The sequence below is a fragment of the Frankia sp. CcI49 genome, assembly GCF_001983215.1.
In the GTDB taxonomy this organism is placed as follows: domain Bacteria; phylum Actinomycetota; class Actinomycetes; order Frankiales; family Frankiaceae; genus Parafrankia; species Parafrankia irregularis.
The window spans coordinates 1-18,516 of the sequence record NZ_MOWP01000029.1 but is presented as its reverse complement, the minus strand read 5'-3'; the positions used below and the strand labels follow the sequence as shown (position 1 = coordinate 18,516).

General features: G+C 72.8%; 15 protein-coding genes and 1 pseudogene. 6 read left to right on the top strand and 10 right to left on the bottom strand.

From position 1 onward, the window contains the following. Nucleotides 1-20: 20 nt before the first annotated feature. The 4 genes from allB to CcI49_RS26240 form a co-directional block, all read right to left on the bottom strand. Nucleotides 21-1,457 (bottom strand): allantoinase AllB, encoded by a 1,437-nt coding sequence (gene allB / locus CcI49_RS26255; RefSeq protein ID WP_076830298.1) that lies wholly within the window; start codon nt 1,455-1,457, stop codon nt 21-23. Next, nucleotides 1,454-3,949: a xanthine dehydrogenase subunit D gene (pucD, locus tag CcI49_RS26250; protein ID WP_076830598.1), complete on the bottom strand. Its 2,496-nt coding sequence runs from the start codon at nt 3,947-3,949 to the stop codon at nt 1,454-1,456. The genes allB and pucD overlap by 4 nt, the downstream gene beginning before the upstream one ends. Continuing rightward, nucleotides 3,946-4,476, bottom strand: coding sequence for a 2Fe-2S iron-sulfur cluster-binding protein (locus tag CcI49_RS26245; RefSeq protein WP_241840259.1), 531 nt, complete (start codon nt 4,474-4,476; stop codon nt 3,946-3,948). The genes pucD and CcI49_RS26245 overlap by 4 nt, the downstream gene beginning before the upstream one ends. A gap of 86 nt (nt 4,477-4,562) precedes the next feature. Then, entirely contained in the window at nt 4,563-5,453 is an 891-nt protein-coding gene (locus CcI49_RS26240) for an FAD binding domain-containing protein (RefSeq protein WP_076830295.1), read from the bottom strand. Nucleotides 5,454-5,807: 354 nt separating this feature from the next. Here CcI49_RS26240 and CcI49_RS26235 point away from each other — a divergent pair, with 354 nt between their 5' ends. Next, nucleotides 5,808-7,178, top strand: coding sequence for an ATP-binding protein (locus tag CcI49_RS26235; RefSeq protein ID WP_076830292.1), 1,371 nt, complete (start codon nt 5,808-5,810; stop codon nt 7,176-7,178). Between the two features lie 13 nt (nt 7,179-7,191). Here the strand turns inward: CcI49_RS26235 and CcI49_RS26230 are convergent, their stop codons facing one another. The 5 genes from CcI49_RS26230 to CcI49_RS26210 all read right to left on the bottom strand — a co-directional run bounded on the left by CcI49_RS26230 (nt 7,192) and on the right by CcI49_RS26210 (nt 13,564). Beyond that, nucleotides 7,192-9,273 (bottom strand): adenine deaminase C-terminal domain-containing protein, encoded by a 2,082-nt coding sequence (locus tag CcI49_RS26230; RefSeq protein ID WP_076830288.1) that lies wholly within the window; start codon nt 9,271-9,273, stop codon nt 7,192-7,194. Nucleotides 9,274-9,688: 415 nt separating this feature from the next. After that, nucleotides 9,689-10,600, bottom strand: coding sequence for an ABC transporter permease subunit (locus CcI49_RS26225; protein WP_076830284.1), 912 nt, complete (start codon nt 10,598-10,600; stop codon nt 9,689-9,691). Then, a complete protein-coding gene (locus CcI49_RS26220) occupies nt 10,597-11,343 on the bottom strand; it encodes an ABC transporter permease subunit (RefSeq protein WP_076830594.1) in 747 nt (248 codons plus the stop codon). The genes CcI49_RS26225 and CcI49_RS26220 overlap by 4 nt, the downstream gene beginning before the upstream one ends. A gap of 272 nt (nt 11,344-11,615) precedes the next feature. Continuing rightward, nucleotides 11,616-12,455 carry an ABC transporter ATP-binding protein gene (locus CcI49_RS26215; protein WP_063793006.1) on the bottom strand — a complete coding sequence of 280 codons (840 nt, stop codon included), beginning with the start codon at nt 12,453-12,455 and terminating at the stop codon, nt 11,616-11,618. A gap of 11 nt (nt 12,456-12,466) precedes the next feature. Next, nucleotides 12,467-13,564 carry an ABC transporter substrate-binding protein gene (locus tag CcI49_RS26210; protein ID WP_054565375.1) on the bottom strand — a complete coding sequence of 366 codons (1,098 nt, stop codon included), beginning with the start codon at nt 13,562-13,564 and terminating at the stop codon, nt 12,467-12,469. A gap of 402 nt (nt 13,565-13,966) precedes the next feature. Between CcI49_RS26210 and CcI49_RS26205 the strand changes: the two genes are divergently transcribed. From CcI49_RS26205 to CcI49_RS26190, 4 genes are all read left to right on the top strand, one after another. Further along, entirely contained in the window at nt 13,967-14,269 is a 303-nt protein-coding gene (locus CcI49_RS26205; RefSeq protein WP_035952877.1) for an urease subunit gamma, read from the top strand. Then, nucleotides 14,266-14,625 carry an urease subunit beta gene (locus CcI49_RS26200; protein WP_054564588.1) on the top strand — a complete coding sequence of 120 codons (360 nt, stop codon included), beginning with the start codon at nt 14,266-14,268 and terminating at the stop codon, nt 14,623-14,625. The genes CcI49_RS26205 and CcI49_RS26200 overlap by 4 nt, the downstream gene beginning before the upstream one ends. Beyond that, complete coding sequence (locus CcI49_RS26195; protein ID WP_076830281.1) at nt 14,622-16,349, top strand: urease subunit alpha; 1,728 nt, start codon at nt 14,622-14,624, stop codon at nt 16,347-16,349. Before CcI49_RS26200 ends, CcI49_RS26195 begins: the two co-directional genes overlap by 4 nt. A gap of 227 nt (nt 16,350-16,576) precedes the next feature. Beyond that, nucleotides 16,577-16,921 (top strand): cell division protein SepF, encoded by a 345-nt coding sequence (locus tag CcI49_RS26190; protein ID WP_054565376.1) that lies wholly within the window; start codon nt 16,577-16,579, stop codon nt 16,919-16,921. Here the strand turns inward: CcI49_RS26190 and CcI49_RS26185 are convergent. After that, nucleotides 16,902-17,894, bottom strand: coding sequence for a phytanoyl-CoA dioxygenase family protein (locus CcI49_RS26185; RefSeq protein ID WP_076830278.1), 993 nt, complete (start codon nt 17,892-17,894; stop codon nt 16,902-16,904). The genes CcI49_RS26190 and CcI49_RS26185 overlap by 20 nt on opposite strands. 410 nt (nt 17,895-18,304) lie before the next feature. Here CcI49_RS26185 and CcI49_RS26180 point away from each other — a divergent pair. Then, a pseudogene (locus tag CcI49_RS26180) lies at nt 18,305-18,516 on the top strand (IS256 family transposase); the annotation flags it as partial.

Below are 18,516 nucleotides of genomic sequence, written 5' to 3'. Positions count from 1 at the left end.
TCACCGATCTTGACCGTGTCTCACCGTGCGAGCAGCCGGCCTCGGACCGGCCGGTCGCCGTCGGCGCGATGCCCCCGCAGATAGGTCGCGAGCACCGCTCCTTCGAGCGTTCGTCCAGCGTATGGCGTCAACGGATGGCGGTGGCTCAGCAGCTGCGGGTCGACAACGAAGCTCGCGTCGGGGTCGAGGACGACCAGATCGGCGTCCGCGCCCACCGCGATGCGGCCCTTGGAACCGGCCGGAGCGCTGCCGCCGCCTCCGCCGCCTCCGCCGCCGCCGTCCTCGCCTGGGCCGGGAGTGCCCAGGCCCACGAGGTCGGCCGGGCCCGAGCACATCCAGCGGGCGACGTCGACCAGGCTGTGGCCGCGCCGGCGGGCCTGGGTCCACACCGCGGGCAGGCCGAGCTGGATGGAGGCGATGCCGCCCCAGGCGGTCCCGAAGTCCCCGGTCTCGACCGACTTCAGCGCGGGGGCCGCCGGCGAGTGGTCGGTGACCACCCCGGCGAACAGACCGGCCGCGAGGCCGTCCCACAGCCGATCCAGGTTCGGGCGCTCACGAATGGGCGGGGCGCACTTGAAGATGGTGGCACCATCGGGGACCTCCTCGGCGACGAAGGTCAGATAGTGCGGGCAGGTCTCCACCGTCAGGGGCAGGCCGGCCTCGCGGGCGGCGACGACGTCGTCGAGCGCCTCGGCGGCGGCCAGGTGGAGCACGTGCAGCCGGGCCTCGGTCGACGCGGCGAGGGCGGCCAGGGAGGCCACCGCGGCCTTCTCCGCGGCCGGCGGACGGGACCGCAGCCAGCTGCTGAAGGCCCGGCCCGCCGCGGCGGGCGCACTGGCCAGGACCGCCGGCGACTCCGCGTGGACGACCGTGAGGGCGCCCATCCGGGCGGTGTGCCGGGAGGCCGCGGCCAGCACGTCCATGCTCACGTGCGGAAACTCCTCGACCCCGGACGGGGCCAGGAACGCCTTGAAGCCGAAGACGCCGGCGTCGTGCAGCTCGGCGAGGTCGTGCAGCCGGCGCGCGTCGGCGCCGATGACGCCACCCCAGAACCCGACGTCGACCGCGATCTGCCCGGCCGCGGCGGCGCGCTTGACCGTCAGGGCCTCCAGCGACGTGGTGGGTGGGATGGAGTTCAGCGGCATGTCGATGATCGTCGTCACGCCGCCCGCCGCCGCGGCCCGGGTGGCGGTGGCGAAGCCCTCCCACTCGGTGCGGCCCGGCTCGTTGACGTGCACATGCGTGTCCACGACCCCGGGCATGAGCACCAGGTCCCCGACGTCGGTGACCGCCGCGTCGGCGGGGACGTCCGCCGGCGCGGTGACGGCGGTGATCCGGCCGTCGGTGACGTGCACGGCCGCGGGGCGTTCGCCGCCCGGCAGCACGACCCGGCTCGACCGGATCACCTCGACCGCCTCGGGCAGCACCGCCCGACCGGGCCCCGGCATACCGCTCATCGGTGTCCCTCCCTCACCACGGCCTCGGGCCAGCCCACGGCGTCCGGCCCATCCGTGGCCGTGGCCCTGTGCGCGGCGTCGGGCCGATCCGCGGAGGCCGCCGGCGCCGCGCCCACCGGGTCGTCCGGGTCTGCCAGGTCGTCCCGGCCTGCCAGGTCGTCCCGGCCTGCCAGGTCCACCAGGTCGACCGGGCGCACCGGCACGCGGCGCAGGTCGCGGCCGACCGCATCCCGGATCGCCGCCACGATCGCGGCGGTGGCCGTGCAGGTCGGGGTCTCCCCCACGCCCTTCGCTCCGTACGGCGAGTCGGGCTGGGGGTAGGTCAGTGCGACGAAGTCCAGCGCCGGCACGTCCGCGGCGGTCGGGAGCAGGTAGTCGTGCAGGGTCGGGTTGGTCACCACACCGCCCACGGTGACCAGTTCCTCCATGACCGCCAGCCCCAGCCCCTGGGCGGTGCCGCCCTCCACCTGGCCGCGCAGCGACAGCGGGTTGATCACCGTGCCGCAGTCCTGTGCCAGAGCCAGCGCGACGACCCGCACCAGGCCGAGGTCAGGGTCGACGTCGACCACCGCGCGGTGCGCGGCCGCGGCGAAGGCCACGTGCGGATCACCCTGGCCATGCTCGTCCAGCGCGGTCGTGCGCCGGTGGTGGAAGGTGTACTCGGCCTCGACCGGACCGGCCGCGAGCGCCTCGGTCAGGGCGAGCCTGGTCCCCGTCTCCGCGCCGATGATCTCTCCCCCGTCGATCACCAGCGCCCGTCGCGGCGACTCGACGACCTCCGCCGGCAGGCCCAGCGCCCGCGCGACCCGGGCCAGCAGCCGGTCGACCACGGCCACGCAGGCGCCGCGCACCGCACCGCCGCTCATCCAGGTCTGGCGGGACGCACTCGTCGACCCGGCGCTGCCGACCCGCGTGTCGGCGGGCAGCAGCTCGATCCGTTCCACCCCAAGCTCGGTGCGCGCGATCTGCCCGGCGATCGTGACGAACCCCTGCCCGACCTCGGAACACGCGCTGTGGACGGTGGCGAACGGCTGCCCGGCGTCGTCGAGGGCGAGCCTGATCCGCGCCGTGGACGAATCGTCCATCCCCTCGGAGAACAGCAGGTTCTTGTAGCCGAGCGCGTAGCCGACCCCGCGGCGGATCCGGCTGATCCGCGCCCCGGCGGCGCGACCGCCGGGACGGGCCGTCCGGGGGGTGTCCTCGGTCAGGCGGGGCGGCAGCGGGCGGGCCGCGACCGCCTCGATGGCCTCGCGCGCGGGCAGTGGCGGCCCGACGACCTGCCCGGTCGGCAGCACATCACCGGGCACGAGCGCGTTGCGGACCCGTAGCGCGACCGGGTCCATGCCCAGCCGGTCGGCAAGTCGGTCCATCTGGGCTTCATGCCCGAAAGCGACCTGCGGCACGCCGAAACCACGCATCGCACCGCACGGCGGGTTGTTCGTCCGGACGACGAGGCCGTCCAGCCGCGCGTGCGGCACCCGATACGGGCCGGCCGCGTGCGTGACGGCGTTGGCGAGCACGGCGGGCGACGAGGAGGCGTAGGCCCCACCGTCCATCACGACCCGGGCCTGGACGCTGACCAGGTCACCGGACGGGGTGGCGGTGTGGCGGAACCACATCCGCGCGGGGTGGCGATGCGGATGTCCCAGGAACGACTCGACCCGGTCATAGGCGATCCGCACCGGCGCACCGGTGGCGAGCGCCAGCAGGGCGCCGTGGATCTGCAGGGTCACGTCCTCGCGCCCCCCGAACGCGCCGCCGATCCCGGCCAGCTCCAGCCGGACCAGCGCCTCGGGCAGCCCGAGGCAGGCGGCGATCTGCTCGCGGTCGGAATGCAGCCACTGGGTGGCGACCCACAGGTCGATCCCGCCGTCGGCGGCCGGGACGACGAGCGCCGCCTCCGGGGCCAGGAAGGCCTGGTCCTGCATTCCGACGACATAGCTGTCCTCGACGACCACGCTCCCAACGACTGCGGGATCGCCGTGCCTCAGCGTGATCTCCCGGAAGACGTTGCCGTCCGGGTGGACGAGCTCCGCACCCGGTTCGAGGGCGCGTTCGGGGTCGACGAGCGGCGGCAGCGGCTCGTACTCGACCTCGATGGCGGCCAGGGCTCGCCGGGCGGTCGCCGCGTCCACCGCCGCCACCGCCGCCACCGGCTCGCCGGCATAGCGGGTCTCGGCCGCCGCGAAGACCGGCTGGTCACTGACGATGAGCCCGTACGTCGCCAGCCCGGGGACGTCGGCCGCGGTCACGACGGCGGCCACCCCGGGCAGAGCCGCCGCGGCGGCGGTGCCGAGCCTTCTGATCCGCGCCCGGGGGTGCGGTGAGCGCAGGGTGCGGGCATGCAGCATGCCGGGCACGCTCAGATCACCGACGTAGCTGAAGCGCCCCTCGACCTTGCCGACCCCGTCGGGCCGCGGCTCCGAGCGCCCGACGCCCCGGTGGCCGCCGGCCACACCGATCCGCCCGGCCATGCCCGCCTCGCCTGTCATGCGCCGTTCGTCCATCTCACGGTCCCCGTGGTGGCGGCGGCCTGCGCCCGGCTGGCCTGGACGTCCCGCACCGCCGCGATGATGCGGCCGTAGCCCGTGCACCGGCAGACGTTCCCGGCGAGCGCGTCGCGGATCTCGTCCTCGTCGGCACCCGGTCGGCGACCGAGCAGGTCCGTGACCGCCACGACCATGCCCGGGGTGCAGAACCCGCACTGGACGGCGCCATGCGCCAGAAACGCCGCCTGGATGTCGGCCGCGGGCCCGCCGGCACCGAGACCGGCGACGGTGACCACACGCGCGTCCACGGCGTCCGCGGCGAGCACGGTGCACGCGAGCACAAGCCGATCGTCGAGCAGGACGGAGCAGGAACCGCACCTGCCCTGCTCGCAGGCGTCCTTCACCGCGGTGACGCCGAGCCGCTCCCGCAGGACGGTGAGCAGCGACTCCTCGATCCGGGCGTCGGCGACGACACGCCGCACACCGTCGATGTTGAGGCGGTAGGAGAGCGAGAGCACACCCGCGCTCACCGCATCCGCATCCGCACCCCCACCCGCGCTCACGCCGCCCCCACCCGCGCCCACGCCGGCGCTGTCAGGGCCCACGCCACCCGTGCTCACGCGGCCTCCTCATGCCGTGCCGGCCCGAGGCACCGGGCGAACGCCCGGGCCGCGAGCACACCGCCCGCGTGCGACCGGTAGTCGGCCGGGTGGCGCGGGTCCTCGGGCAACGGCGGTGCCGCGCGCAGCACCTCGGCCGCCAGCTCACCGAAACGGCGGGCAACCGCGGGGGAGGCGGTTCCGGTCGACCAGTCGACCTCCTCGCCGGCGAGGCGCTCCGCCTCGGTCACCCGCCAGGGCCCGGCCGCCACGCCACTCACCGCACAGCACACCCGTTGACGCACTCTGTCCACCAGGAACGCGCAGGACACGAGCGCGGGAAACGCCGCCTGCCGCCCGCCGATCTTGAGGTAGGTCTGCGGGCCGCTCGGGCGGGCGATCCGCACCGCGGTGACCAGTTCGCCGGGCTCCAGGCCGTCGCGCAGCAAAGCCGCGATGCCGGTCGCACGGGGCCCGCGCGCCGAGGCGAGCAGGATCTCGGCCTCCGCGGCGGTGAGAAACGTCAGCAGGTCACCGCGCGGGTTGGCGGAGCCGAGCGCACCGCCGACAGTCGCGCAGTTGCGGATCTGGACCGACCCGACCACCCGGGACGTCGCGGCCAGCCCGGGCGCGAGCGACCAGCCCGCCAGCTCGGCGTAGGTGACACCGGCGCCGACCGTGAGCGTGTCCGCACCGGCGCCGCGCGCCCGCAGCTCCAGCACCCGGCGCAGCGCGACGATCACCGCGGGCTCCCGGCTGCCGGCACGCAGTGCGGGGACCAGATCGGTGCCACCGGCCAACAGCCACACGCGCCGGCCCGCGCCCGCCTCGGCGGTGAGCGCCCCGACAGCCTCGCCGACGGTTCGCGGCCTGTGCATGACGGTCGGCGGACCCCCAGGCGTCGTCATGTGGCCGACGATAGTGCCGCCACGTTACGGCGACGGAAAAGATCAGCACTGAGAATCCCTTGGTTCAGGGCTGAAAACATAGCGGCACGCCAATTCGTGCAGGGTCTGTCACCGACCGGCGAAAATGTTGCGCTGCGCAGTAGGCCTTTTCTGCCATCGGAGAAGACTCAGTACGGAGGTGTCCGGCGGACGGCAGGTCGGCCCCCGGTACCGAGGCGATGCCGCGGATATCCGACACCGGAACCGCCCCGGTCGGCCGGGTCCCCCGACTACGATGTGATCAGGCCGCGACACCGGGCGACCAGTGGTCACCCGGGCGCTCGGGGGCGGGCCGGTGGCGGAAGGTGGTGCCTGGTGCAGAACAGCACCGATTCGTCAGGCGAGTCGATGAGCGACCCCGACGAAACCCTTCCCCGCCACGACCTGCCGGGCGGGCGGCCCGGTCCTGGCTTCACCTGTGTGTTCTCCAACCCGCCGGTTCCGGCCGTGCAGAACGCGCGGGCCACGCCGGGCCCGCCGCCGAATCCCGACTTCGCCGCCCGCCGCACGTCCGCGGGCTGGCAGGATCTCGACCCGCGGGAGTTCGACCGGCTGCGCCGGCTCGTCGGGGCCGCCGGTGGCCAGGGCGACGGGGCGCTCGCGACGATGTCCGACGAGCAGATCGCCCGCTCGCTGGGAGTGGTCGTCACCGAGGGCGGCCACCCGCAGGTCCTCGCCGGCGCCGTGCTGCTGTTCGGGCGGCCGGAGGCCGTACACCGCCACGTTCCCCAGCACGAGGCGGCCATCCAGGTCATCGGCCCGGAGACCGGTGAGCCTGGTGCGGCCGGTGAGCCCGGCGCCCGGATGAACGACTTCTTCCGCTGGCCGCTGCTTCGCCTCACCGAGGAGCTGCTCGCCCGTTTCCGGGCCCGTAATCCCGGCCGGGAGATTCGCTACGAGCTGGTTCGCACCAGCGTGCCCGCCTACGCCGAACAGGCGTTCCGTGAGCTGCTCGCCAACGCCTTCGTGCACCGTGACTACCGGGCCGTCGGCGCCGTCCACACGCAGTGGACCAGCGAGGGAATCGAGATCACCAGTCCCGGTGGCTTCGTGGACGCCGGCCGTGCGCCGCACACGTCCGCGCTGTCCGTACGGCCGCCCCGGCCGCGCAGCCCGCTGCTGGCGGACGCGTTCCGCCGGGCCGGCATCACCGAGCGGTCCGGGCGGGGCATCCGCCGCGCCTACGCGGCGCAGCTGGCCGGCGGGCTCGCCGGGCCGGACTTCCACCGCTCGACGGCGGACTGTGTGATCGCCGTCCTGCCGGCCCAGGAGGCGGATCTCGCCTTCGCGCACTTCGCGCTCGGCCGTTCGTCTGCCGGGAGCCCCCTGGAGCTGCCCGACCTGCTCGTCCTCACCACCGCCCTGCGCGACGGGCCGCTGCGCACCGCCGACGCCGCCGAGCTGCTCGGCACCGGCAAGGAACAGGCCCGCCGGCAGCTGACCGGCATGGTCGGCCGCGGCCTGCTGGCCATCGACGGCGACCGTGGCACCCGGGTCTGGGCGCCGTCCCCCGACGTGCGGCGCGCGCTGCGTGAGGCGGCGTCCCAGCTGCGGCCCCGCCCGGCCCCCGGGCCGCGCACGGCTACCGGGTCGCGCGCCTCCTCCGAGCCCCGCACGACCTCCGAGCCCAGCCCGGCCTCCGGGGCGCGAGCGGCTTCCGGGGCACAGGCGGCCCCCGGAATCTGAGCGCCTGTCCGGCTCAGGGGCGGATGTACAGCTCCCGGCCGAGGCGGGCGATCGTGCGCAGCGGTGAGGCGAGGCGGCAGCCGAGCTCGCGGGCCTTGCTGTCGACCGCCGCGAGCTGACCGAGCACCGCCTCCCAGGGGGCGTCGCTCATCAGGCCCGCCACCGGCAGCGGGCAGGCGGCCAGCACCCAGCCACGGTCCACGACGACGAACCCGCCGCCCATCCCCTCGAGCGCCCGGGCCGCGGTCAGCATGTCCGCGTCGCCGGCCCCGACGATCACCAGGTCACCGGGGGCCGAAGCCGCGGACGCCCCCAGCGCCCCCCGGGTGAGCCCGATACCGCGCACCATGCCGACCCGTACCCGGTCGGCGCGCCCCGTCCGATCCAGAACCGCGATCTTGAGCAGGTCCCGGGACGGATCGGCGACGACGACACCGTCGCGCAGGGTCGGTTCGATCCGGACGACGCTCACCCGCGGCCGGTCCCCCTGCCCCCCGGACGCGTCGATGACCACCGGGGATGGCACCGGCGCCAGCAGCGCGGCGGACGTCATGCCGCCGTCACCGGGCACGCTCACGTCGACGACACCGAGGCTGGTGTCCCGGCGCCCGCCCCAGTGCATGCAGGGCGAGGTGAAGGATCCGGTGTACAGCCCCGCCGGCAGCCGTACGGACGACTGGGCCCAGTCCGGCGCGACATCGAGGTTGTCGAACAGCGCGCGACCGCGTTCGGCCGCGATCCGGCCGCCGGCGATGACCACGTCAGGCGGGACACCGGCGGTCAGGTCCCGCACGATCTGCAGGTCGGCGAGCCGGGCCGGGGCGATCAGGCCGAGCACGTGATCGAGGCCGAAGGCGCGGGCCGGATCGAGGGTGGCTGCCAGGACCGCGGTGCCGACACCGCCGCCCGCCCGGATCTGGGCCCGGACCTGGTCGTCGAGGTGGGGGAACGCGGACGCGCCGGCCAGCGGAGGTGCCGGCATCTCCAGGCCCGGGAAGGCGGTGACCAGGTGCGGCACGGGCGCGGTGAGCGGAACGGGCCGTTGCGGGGGGGCCGGAAGCCCACCGGCCAGGCCTTCGAGGGGGTTCACCTGCCGGGGCACGGCCTGGGAGATGAACCCGCTGTCCACACCGGGCCCGACACCGACGCTGACCCCGGGTCCAGCGACACCCGAACCAGCGGCACCCGAACCAGCGATGCCGGCACCAGCAGCAGCGGCGACACCGGCACCGGACTCCGTGGCCGAACCGGTCCAGGGCTCGGCGGGATCAGCGCCCCACGCCTCGACCGGCCCGCGGGGCAGCACCCGCATCGGTGTTCCGGTGCCCAGGACCAGCGCACGGCCCGGCGTGCCGTACATCTGCTCGATCTGCGCGGGATCGGTCAGCACGGTCACCGTGCCGCGGGGCACGACAAGCCTGGCGAGCTCCCCGGGAGAGAGCAGGGTGCGCTCGACCGACGTCCGGGCGTCGACGTAGGCAGGCAGGACGAAACGGCCCGCCGCGTCGAGGCTTCGGCGTGCCCCCAACGCGCCGGGGCGGGTGATCGCGGCGATGTAGCGGCCCGCGATGATCACGTCACGCCGCACCAGGTCACCGGTCTGGACGACCAGCACGACACCGCCGCGGATGGCGAAGTCGGCCTCGGCCTGCCCCAGCGCGATGGCCCGCAGACGTTCGATCTCGGCCGGGGACGGCCCGAGGGACTCGCCGGCCCGCGCGGCTGCCGAGGTCAGGTGTGGGCGCGGCGCGAGCAGCGCGCCGCCGGTCGCGCTGACGTGGCCGGTCGCGCTGACGTGGCCGGTCGCGCTGACGTGGCCGGCGGTCCCGCCGTCGCGCGGTGCGGGACGGCGGCGGGCCGGCCCTCGCCGTGCGCCCGGTGCCGCCAGCGGCATCGCAAGCGGGGGAAGGCCGGGGAGCGGGCCGACAACAGGGCGATCAGGCCCGGCTCCCGGCGCGCCTGACACCGGCGGAGGGGAGATGGACGCGGCGACCGGGGTGGCCACCGGCACGGCCGCGGCCGCCTGCGCACCGCCGGGAGGCGCGCAGGGGTAGAAGGCGTCGACCACGGGGTCGACGTCCCGCTCAGCGGCCATGACGCCCTCCGGAGCTCACCGGCCGGCCCCGCCGGCTACCCGGTAACGAATGCACGCGCTGAGACTTCGTTGGGACGGGTCGACGATGAGCCTTTTCCATCCTCGGCTCCGGCCTGGCGCGACAGCGCCCGACAGGCGTGAGATGGAAAAGGCTCACTGACCACGCCATCACGCGACCACCCAGGCACGTTCCGACGCACTGCTCTACACCCGCATTCTCGTACGAGACGGGGACTTCGCGTGGTCAGGTGGCCCAAAGCAAGCAGTGCAATATGCGCCACATCACAGTGGGTGACCAAAAACAGGCGTGGACGGTCGCCAAGGGTAACCAGTGGCGGCTACGTAACCGTGGTGACCATCCTGCGTAACCGTGGCGACCCATCCCGTCGGACGTCCCAGCCCCATCCGGGACGGCTCAGGCGCGCCGGGAGGGCGCCGGGCCGTAGCGGGCGAGGACGACGGCCTCCACGAACCCGACCAGCGCGTAGATCGCCACGCTCGCCACGGTGATCAGCACGGTCGCCGCCCACACCCCGCCGTAGTCGAACGTCTGCTGCGAACGCTGCATGAGGTAGCCGAGCCCCTTGCCGGTGGCCAGCCACTCCGCGAGCAGCGCGCCGATGACCGCGGACGGCACGGAGATCCGGGCCGAGACGAACAGCGCGGGCAGCGCGCTGGGCAGCGACACCTTGCGCAGCACGGTGAACGGGCCGCCGCCATAGGCCAGCACGAGATCGGCCGCCGCGCTGGACGCCGACCGCAGCCCGAAGACCAGGTTGACCAGGGACGGGAAGAACACGACGATTCCCGCGATCACGGAGACCGCCAACAGGCCGCGGCCGAAGATCAGGGTGAGCAGCGGCGTCATCGCGACCAGCGGCACCGACCGCAGCATCATCGCCACCGGCATCAGGGCCTGTTCGACCGAACGGCTGAGCACGAACGCGATCGCGATGCCGAGGGCGGCCACTGTTCCCACCGCGTACCCGACCGCCGCGTCACCCAGGGTGTGCCACAGGCCATCCAGGATGACGTCGCGGTTCTCGGTGGCGTCCGGCGCGGTGAACAGGTACTGCCAGACCGCCTGCGGGTCCTTGGCGACCAGCGGGTTGAGGTCGAAGACCTCGATGAACGCGTACCACAGACCGATGATCACCCCGGTGGAGGCGACCACGGACAGCAGCGTCCGCCCGATCCGGGTGGCGATCGTGCCCGCGACCGAGTGCCCCCGCCGACCGCGGGCCACGGCCGCGGCCCCTGCTGCCGGCGACGGCGTCGGTGGCGGTGGCGGTGACGGTGCGCCCGCGTCGACTGTGGCCGTGCTCATCGGGCACCTCCGGGATTGCCGCGGGGAGCCCACGGCATGAGCAGCCGGGCCAGCAGGGCCGTCACCGCGTAGCCGAGGCCGGCGATGGCGGACGCCACCATTGCCAGCGCCCAGGTGCGGGGAACCTCCAGGGCCTGCTGCGAGTGGACCATCGCGATGCCCAGGCCACGGTCGGCACCGAGGAACTCGCCGATGATCGCGCCCAGGATCGCGGCCGGGGCCGCGATCTGCAGCGCCGCGAACGTGCTCGGCAACGCGGCGCGCAGGCGGACGAAGCGCATCTGGTCGATGACCCTGCCGCCGCTCGCGCGGATGACGTCCAGGCTGGCCTGGTCCGGGGCCCGCAGGCCGAGCAGCGCACCGACCAGCGTGGTGAAGAAGACCGAGATCCCGGCGAGCGCCTTCTGCGGGGTGCTGCCGTCGAACACGGTGGTCAGGATCGGGCCGATCGCGATGATCGGCAGGCAGTAGGAGGCGACACCGATCTGGAGCAGCACCCGCTCGACCACGGGAACACCGAAGAACAGGATCGCCAGCCCGATCGCCAGGCCGTTGCCGACCAGCCACCCCTGCGCGGCGATCGACACCGTCGCGGTGGCCGACCGCCAGAGCAGCTGCCGGTCCTCCCACAGCGCGCGGGCGACCTCCCACGGCGTCGGAACGACACCGCCACGATCAAGGACGGTGACCGCGAGCAGCCACCACAGTGCGATCAGACCGGCGACGCCGATCGCGCCGCCGATCCACCCCGGCGCCGCCGGCCGAGCCGCTGAAGGGCCACCCGCTCGCCTGGCTGCCGCGGGGCCGTCCGCCCGTCCGGCCACCCGGTCGCCTGTGCGTCCGGACGTCTGGCCGACCGCACCTGTCGTGCCGGCCGCCGCGTCCGGCCCGGTGTCGCCCTCGCGCGGGTCCGAGTCGGTGGTCGGCACCGAGACCGAGACCCAGGAGGCCGGTGAGGAGGCCGACGACGCGCTCAGAACCAGGTCGGGAACCTCGGGCGGCGCGCTCGGATCGCTCATCCAGAGGCCTGCGCGGGCTCACCGGGACTCGCCCCGGCGAACAGGACGGTGGAGAGCAGGTCGTGCAACTCGTGGAAACGCGCCGTACGCAGCATCTCCGGTGTCCGCGGGCGCGGCAGGTCGATGCTGACCCGGGCGGCGATCCGTCCGGGCCGGGCGCTCATCACGGCGACGGTGTCGGAGAGGATGACCGCCTCCGGGATGGAGTGCGTCACCAGCACCGTGGTCGTCGCGCGCTCGCTCCAGATCCGCAGCAGCTCGAAGTTGAGGCGCTGGCGGGTCATGTCGTCCAGGGCGCCGAACGGCTCGTCGAGCAGCAGCACCTTGGGCTCGACGACGAGGGCCCGTGCGATCGCGACCCGCTGGCGCATACCGCCGGACAGCTGGGCCGGCCGGGCCCGCTCGAACCCGGTCAGGCCGACGAGCGAGATCAGGTCACTGATGACCTTTCGGTCGGCCTTCATCCCGCTGACCTCCAGCGGGAGCCGGATGTTCGCCTCGACCGACCGCCATGGCAGCAGGGCCGAGTCCTGGAACGCGATGCCCAGGTGGTGTGCCCGGCGTGCCACCGCGGGTGCCTCGCCGTGCACGAGAACCTGGCCCTCGGTGGGCGCCTCCAGGTCCGCGAGGATGCGCAGCACGGTCGACTTGCCGCAGCCCGAAGGCCCGATGAGGGTCAGGAAGGAGCCCGCCGCGGTCGACAGGTTGACGTTCTCGAGCGCGACGACCTGGCCGCGGCCCATACGGAACTCCTTGCGGAGCCCGGCCACGCTCACCCCGGATCCGTCGGATGCGCCCGCCGGGTCCGGGGCCAGGCCGGGAGCCGTTGCAGGCATGGCCGGGGTCATCAGACCAGGTCCGGCTTCGCTGCGTAGATCTCCTTGATGATCGACAAGTCGAACAGCTCCTCCGCGGTGATGGCCACGCCAGCGATCCCGAGGGTCCGGATGTTCTCCTCGACCAGTTCGTCGGTGATCGTGAACAGGCCGTTGGCCTTGGTGTCATCTGTGAGGACCAGCTTGTTCTGGTCCTTGCTCTCCAGGACCTGCTCGTCCTCGTCCAGGCCGAGGTCCTTACCGTAGACAGTCGCCGCCAGGTGCGCCCCGAGCGTCGGATCTGCCAACGAGTCCTTCCAGCCACGAATATCGGCGGTCAGCACCGCCTTGATCTTGTCGCGCTCCTTCTCAATCGATTCCGTACGGACCATGTAGGTCTCGGAGACCAGCGGGTAGTTGTGGTCGGCGAGCAGGAACGAGGTGACCTCGAAACCCTTCACCCGCAGCAGGTTCGGCTCGTTCGTGACGAACGAGAACCAGCCGTCCACCGTGCCGGTGGTGAGCGGCAGCGGGTCGAACTCGACCGGCACCTTCTCGATGGATGACGGGTCGATCGAGTTGGCCTTGAGGAAGGACGACCAAACACTCTCATTGGTCGCCTGAACGCCGATCTTCTTCCCGATCATGTCCTCGGGGCCGGAGAGGGGCTTGTCGGCCATGGAGACGATCGCGAACGGGTTCTTCTGATACTGCGCACCTATGATCTTGATGGGCGCGCCGTTGAGGATGGCGTTACCGGTGATATCCGGCGCGGAGATCCCGATGAAGGCCTTCCCGGTCGCCACGTCGGTGTCCTGCGGCGTCGCCGACGGACCACCGGCCATCAGGTTGACCTTGGAGAAGCCGGCCTCCCGGTAGTAACCGCGCTGGTCAGCGATGTAGGCGCCGGCGAACTCGACGTTCTTGATCCACGAGAGGCGCATGTCGAGCGTGCCGAAGCCGCCGCCCCCCGCAGCCGCACCCTCGCTGTCGTCATCACCGCAGGCGGCCAGCAGGCTCCCGCCGCCGAGCGCGAGCAGCGCGGCCCCGGCCGACGCCCCCAGACCCGAGCGCAGGAAACCGCGCCGATCCAGACCTCTGGTGCTACCTGTTGCCACACTAGCCCCCATCGAAAGCCCCCGATCGAACGCGCCCACGGCCCCCCGCCGCACCGTTCCCATCCGGCCGGCCCGGGCGGTCCCACGGAGGCTAGAAAGCACGCGTATCCGAGTTATCGCGGTCACGTGAATTGCCAGTAACCACCATGAGGACGGGAGATACCCTACCCGTCCGGAAATCACCGACCGAGCCGGAGAAAACCGATCAAGAGGTCGGCGATGTCACCAGAACGGCAACCGTTCGAAACCGATCCGAAATGAATACATGGCTCGCGCCCATGCGATCGACACAGCGCGTCTGATCTCGTTGCGGCCAGGTTCACCATCAGTGGCGTGCCGGTATCGGCGCACGGCACACCGGTGCCGATGGTGGCACTGTGGTGGCGGTGTGCGGTGCGTGTAGGCTCCGCGATCGTGCTGCTGAGCCCGCATGAACAGGAACGTCTGCTCATCCATGTGGCCGCCGGCCTGGCCCGCGAGCGCCGCGCGCGCGGGCTGCGGCTGAACTACCCGGAGGCGACCGCGCTGATCACCTCCTATCTCCTGGAGGGCGCTCGGGACGGGCGCACCGTCGCCGACCTCATGGCCGCCGGGAGGACCGTGCTCACCCGGGAGGACGTGATGGAAGGCGTCCCGGAGATGCTGGCCGAGGTCCAGGTCGAGGCGACGTTCCCGGACGGGACGAAGCTCGTCACAGTCCACGAGCCGATCCCTTGATCCCCGGCGAGATCGTCACCGCCGCCGACCCGGTGCGGCTCAACCCGGGCCGGCCGACCCGCACCCTCGTCGTGCGCAACACCGGCGACCGGCCGGTCCAGGTCGGATCGCACTACCACTTCGCGGCCGCGAACCCGGCACTCGACTTCGACCGGGAGGCGGCCTGGGGTTTCCGGCTCGCCGTCCCCGCCGGTACCGCGGTGCGCTTCGAACCGGGCGCCGAGCGCGAGGTCGAGCTGGTCGAGCTGGTCGGCGCGCGGGTCGTGCCGGGGCTACGCCAGGAATGGGCCGGCCCGCTCGCCGACCGGCACCCAACCGGTACGCGTGAAACCGAGCCTGGAGAGGGGCGAGGATGACCGAGCTGCCGCGGTCCCGGTACGCGACCCTGTTCGGCCCGACCGTCGGCGACCGGGTACGCCTCGCGGACACCGACCTTTTCATCGAGGTCACCGAGGACCTCAGCCGCGGCCCGGACCACGCGGCCACCGGCGACGAGGCCGTGTTCGGCGGCGGCAAGGTCATCCGCGAGTCGATGGGCCAGGCCCGCGCCACCCGGGCCGAGGGCGCGCCCGACCTGGTGATCACCGGTGCGGTGGTGCTCGATCACTGGGGTGTCGTCAAGGCGGACGTCGGCGTCCGCGACGGGCGGATCGTCGCCCTCGGCAAGGCCGGCAACCCCGACATCATGGACGGCGTCCACCCGGATCTGGTCATCGGACCCAGCACGGAGATCATCGCCGGGAACGGGAAGATCCTCACCGCCGGCGCGGTCGACACCCACGTGCACTTCATCTGCCCGCAGCAGGTCCCCGAGGCGCTCGGCGCCGGCATCACCACCCTCATCGGCGGCGGCACCGGCCCCGCGGAGGGCACCAAGGCGACCACGGTCACCGCGTCACCCTGGTACCTGCAGCGGATGCTGTCGTCGATGGACGGCTGGCCGGTCAACGTCGCCCTGCTCGGCAAGGGCAACACCGTCAGCGAAGCGGCGATGTGGGAGCAGCTGCGCGCCGGCGCCGCCGGCTTCAAGCTGCACGAGGACTGGGGCACCACCCCCGCGGCCATCGACGCCTGCCTGCGCGTCGCCGACGCCTCCGGGGTGCAGGTCGCGCTGCATTCGGACACCCTCAACGAGGCCGGATTCGTCGAGGACACCCTCGGCGCCATCGCCGGCCGGGCCATCCACGCCTACCACACCGAGGGCGCCGGCGGCGGGCACGCGCCGGACATCATCACCGTCGCCTCCCACGGCAACATCCTGCCCTCGTCGACGAACCCGACCCGGCCGCACACCGTCAACACCCTCGACGAGCACCTCGACATGCTGATGGTCTGCCACCATCTGAACCCCACGGTGCCCGAGGACCTCGCGTTCGCCGAAAGCCGCATCCGGCCGTCCACCATCGCCGCCGAGGACGTCCTGCACGACCTCGGCGCGATCTCGATGATCGGCTCGGACTCTCAGGCCATGGGACGGATCGGCGAGGTCGTGCTGCGCACCTGGCAGACCGCCCACGTCATGAAACGCCGCCGCGGGCCACTGCCCGGCGACGGCGCCGCCGACAACAACCGGGCCCGGCGCTACGTCGCCAAGTACACGATCTGCCCGGCAGTCGCGCACGGCCTGGAGGCCGAGATCGGCTCGGTCGAGGTCGGCAAGCTCGCCGACCTGGTCCTCTACGAGCCGGCGTTCTTCGGGGTTCGGCCGTCGCTGGTCATCAAGGGCGGGTTCATCGCCTGGGCGGCGATGGGCGACGCGAACGCCTCCATCCCGACGCCGCAGCCGGTACTGCCCCGGCCCATGTTCGGCGCGGCCCCCGGGCCCGCCGCGGCCGGCTCGCTGATGTTCGTCGCGCCGGCGGCGCTGGAGGACGGTCTGGACACCCGGCTGGGCCTGGCCACACCGATGGTCGCCACCGCGAACGTCCGCCGCCGCGGCAAGGCGGACCTGCCGGAGAACACCGCCACCCCGGACATCCGGATCGACCCGGACACGTTCACCGTGCGCGTCGACGGCGAGGCCATCGAGCCCGAGCCGGCCACCGAGCTGCCGATGGCCCAGCGCTACTTCCTGTTCTGAGGCGCCCGTCCGGGCCAGTTCGCCCAGTCCGGCGGCGCGGGGCCTGCACTGGGCTGAGGCTGGGCTGGGACTGGGCTGGGGCTGGGTCCGACCGGTCATCGAGCGCCGCCGTGCCGCCGGTCCGCTTCCGGCAGTGGTCCCGTCCCGGCGTGTCGCCCTCCGGCGCCGCGTTCTGTCGGAAATCATGTGGACTGCCCGCCATGGCCCGGCACAAGAGAGGCACATCGATGGACGCGACCACGCCCCGAAAAGCCCGGACGCGAGCCACCGTTCCCGCGATCGCCCCGACGACCTACGACGACTTCCGCCAGCCCGTCGACCGGCTGTGTGACGGCATCCCGATGCTGGTGGATCTCGATCACGGCGGCGAAACCCTGGAGCGCAGGTTCCTGGACTTCGCCGCCGGGGCCGTCTACGCGCTGTCCGGGCACATCGAGCGGATCGCCCCGCACGCCTATCTACTGATGCCACGCGGTGTCGAGCTACCTCCCGAGGACGTCCACCACCTGCGCGAACAGCACCTGGCCAGCCGGCACGCGCCGGCGCCCGGCATCAGCGTGCGGCGTTTTTGATGAACTGCCGCCGGTAGGCCGCCTGCTCACCCGCGAAGAACGAGCCGCGGACATGGCGGCGCCTGGTGTCGTCGTCGGTCGCCCGCGCCGCCGAATGCCACAGGTAGCCGTCATGCAGCAGGACGTCTCCCCGCTCGGCGTAGACGGCGATCTCCCCCGGCACCTTCTCGAAGCCCAACGGCATCTCGAACGGCGGGGCGGTGTCGGTGTATCCCCCGGTCGGGCGGGCGTCGGCGGGAACCGGCACCCCGTTGACGTTGCGGTAGGGGGCCGGTGTGGCCCACCGGTGGCTTCCGGGCACAACCCGCAGGAAGCCGTTGGCCGGGCTCGTCGCGTCGATGTGGACGGTGATGGCCAGACCGGGCCAGACGTCCAGGCTCGGCATCGCCTGCCAGTCGGAGTGCCAGCCGATGCGGGTGTAGCCGGACTCCCGCCCCGGTCGGGCGTCCTGGTAGACGACTCCGGTCTGCTCCGAGCCGCTGAGCCAGATCCGGGCGCCGATCAGCCGGCGGATCACCCCGGTCAGGACCGGGCCGTCGGCCGCCTCACCCACGGCGGGCGCGAGCTCCTGGATGTGCTCGACGTAGTTGACGAACCGCTCGGCCTTCGCGGCATCGTCGAGGTACTGGTCGTTGAGGTACTGCGTGGAGCCGTAGCGGGCCGACAGGTCGCCGGTGAGCACACCGGCCTGCGCGGCCTCGCACTCCTGCTCCATTCGGGCGATGAGCTTCTCCCCCAGCAGATCACGCAGGATCACAAAGCCGTGCTGCTGGTAGAACGCCTCGATCTCATCCAGATCCAGGTCCGTAGCCGGGTTCGCGGCCCGAACCCCCGCCCGCTCCGCGGCCCGGTCCGCGGCCGGCGTCGGCTCCGGGCCCGGCCCACCGGCCGCGCCCGGAGCACTGGCCGCGCCAGGGGCACCGGCCCGGAAGACCCCGGGCTCGGCGAACGGTGTGAGTACGGACGATCCCATCCACTGCCTCCAGCGACGCCTCGGCACCCACACCCACCGGGCCAGGCACGGCCGTGGACGACGGGCAACCGCAGATCCAGGAACTGCCGGTCGGCCTGGACCGCCCGACGGTCTGCCGCCCACTCTAAAAACACAGTGTTACGCCCGTTGTCACCTCGGGCCGATCGTGACCGTGGCGACTACCCGGCCGATCCTTCTGGTCGAGGAGTCCTCGCCGAAGGCGCCCGCCGATCCCACCCAGGGGATCCCGCACCGCCGCGCAGCACCAGCAATCCACCTCAAGATGGACAAAAGGGGCGYAGTTTTGCCTGGCAACGCGCAAGAACGAAGGATTTCGGTCGTCGGAGAGCCTGTCGCAAATTGAGGTGTCGCTACCGGGTGATCATGTTTTGTCCGGGATGATCGGGTTTATGGCACGTGGGTACCGGCCGGTCCGGCGGGATCAGTTGTTCCTGCTCCCTCCGGACATGACCGACTGGCTCCCGGACGATCATCTGGTGTGGTTCCTGCTGGACGTGGTCGCCGAGCTCGACACCTCGGGGTTGCACGCCCGGTACCGCACGGGTGGGGTCGGGCGGGCGGCGTACGACCCGGACATGCTCCTTGCTCTGGTCGTCTACGC

Bases quoted from the DNA above. Each gene is read 5' to 3' on its own strand.
- CcI49_RS26230 (WP_076830288.1), bottom strand. From the start codon at position 9,273: ATGGCCGCTGAGCGGGACGTCGACCCCGTGGTCGACGCCTTCTACCCC.
- CcI49_RS26210 (WP_054565375.1), bottom strand. From the start codon at position 13,564: ATGGGGGCTAGTGTGGCAACAGGTAGCACCAGAGGTCTGGATCGGCGC.
- CcI49_RS26190 (WP_054565376.1), top strand. From the start codon at position 16,577: ATGGACGCGACCACGCCCCGAAAAGCCCGGACGCGAGCCACCGTTCCC.
- CcI49_RS26195 (WP_076830281.1), top strand. From the start codon at position 14,622: ATGACCGAGCTGCCGCGGTCCCGGTACGCGACCCTGTTCGGCCCGACC.
- pucD (WP_076830598.1), bottom strand. From the start codon at position 3,949: ATGACAGGCGAGGCGGGCATGGCCGGGCGGATCGGTGTGGCCGGCGGC.
- allB (WP_076830298.1), bottom strand. From the start codon at position 1,457: ATGAGCGGTATGCCGGGGCCCGGTCGGGCGGTGCTGCCCGAGGCGGTC.
- CcI49_RS26240 (WP_076830295.1), bottom strand. From the start codon at position 5,453: ATGACGACGCCTGGGGGTCCGCCGACCGTCATGCACAGGCCGCGAACC.
- CcI49_RS26225 (WP_076830284.1), bottom strand. From the start codon at position 10,600: ATGAGCACGGCCACAGTCGACGCGGGCGCACCGTCACCGCCACCGCCA.
- CcI49_RS26215 (WP_063793006.1), bottom strand. From the start codon at position 12,455: ATGCCTGCAACGGCTCCCGGCCTGGCCCCGGACCCGGCGGGCGCATCC.
- CcI49_RS26185 (WP_076830278.1), bottom strand. From the start codon at position 17,894: ATGGGATCGTCCGTACTCACACCGTTCGCCGAGCCCGGGGTCTTCCGG.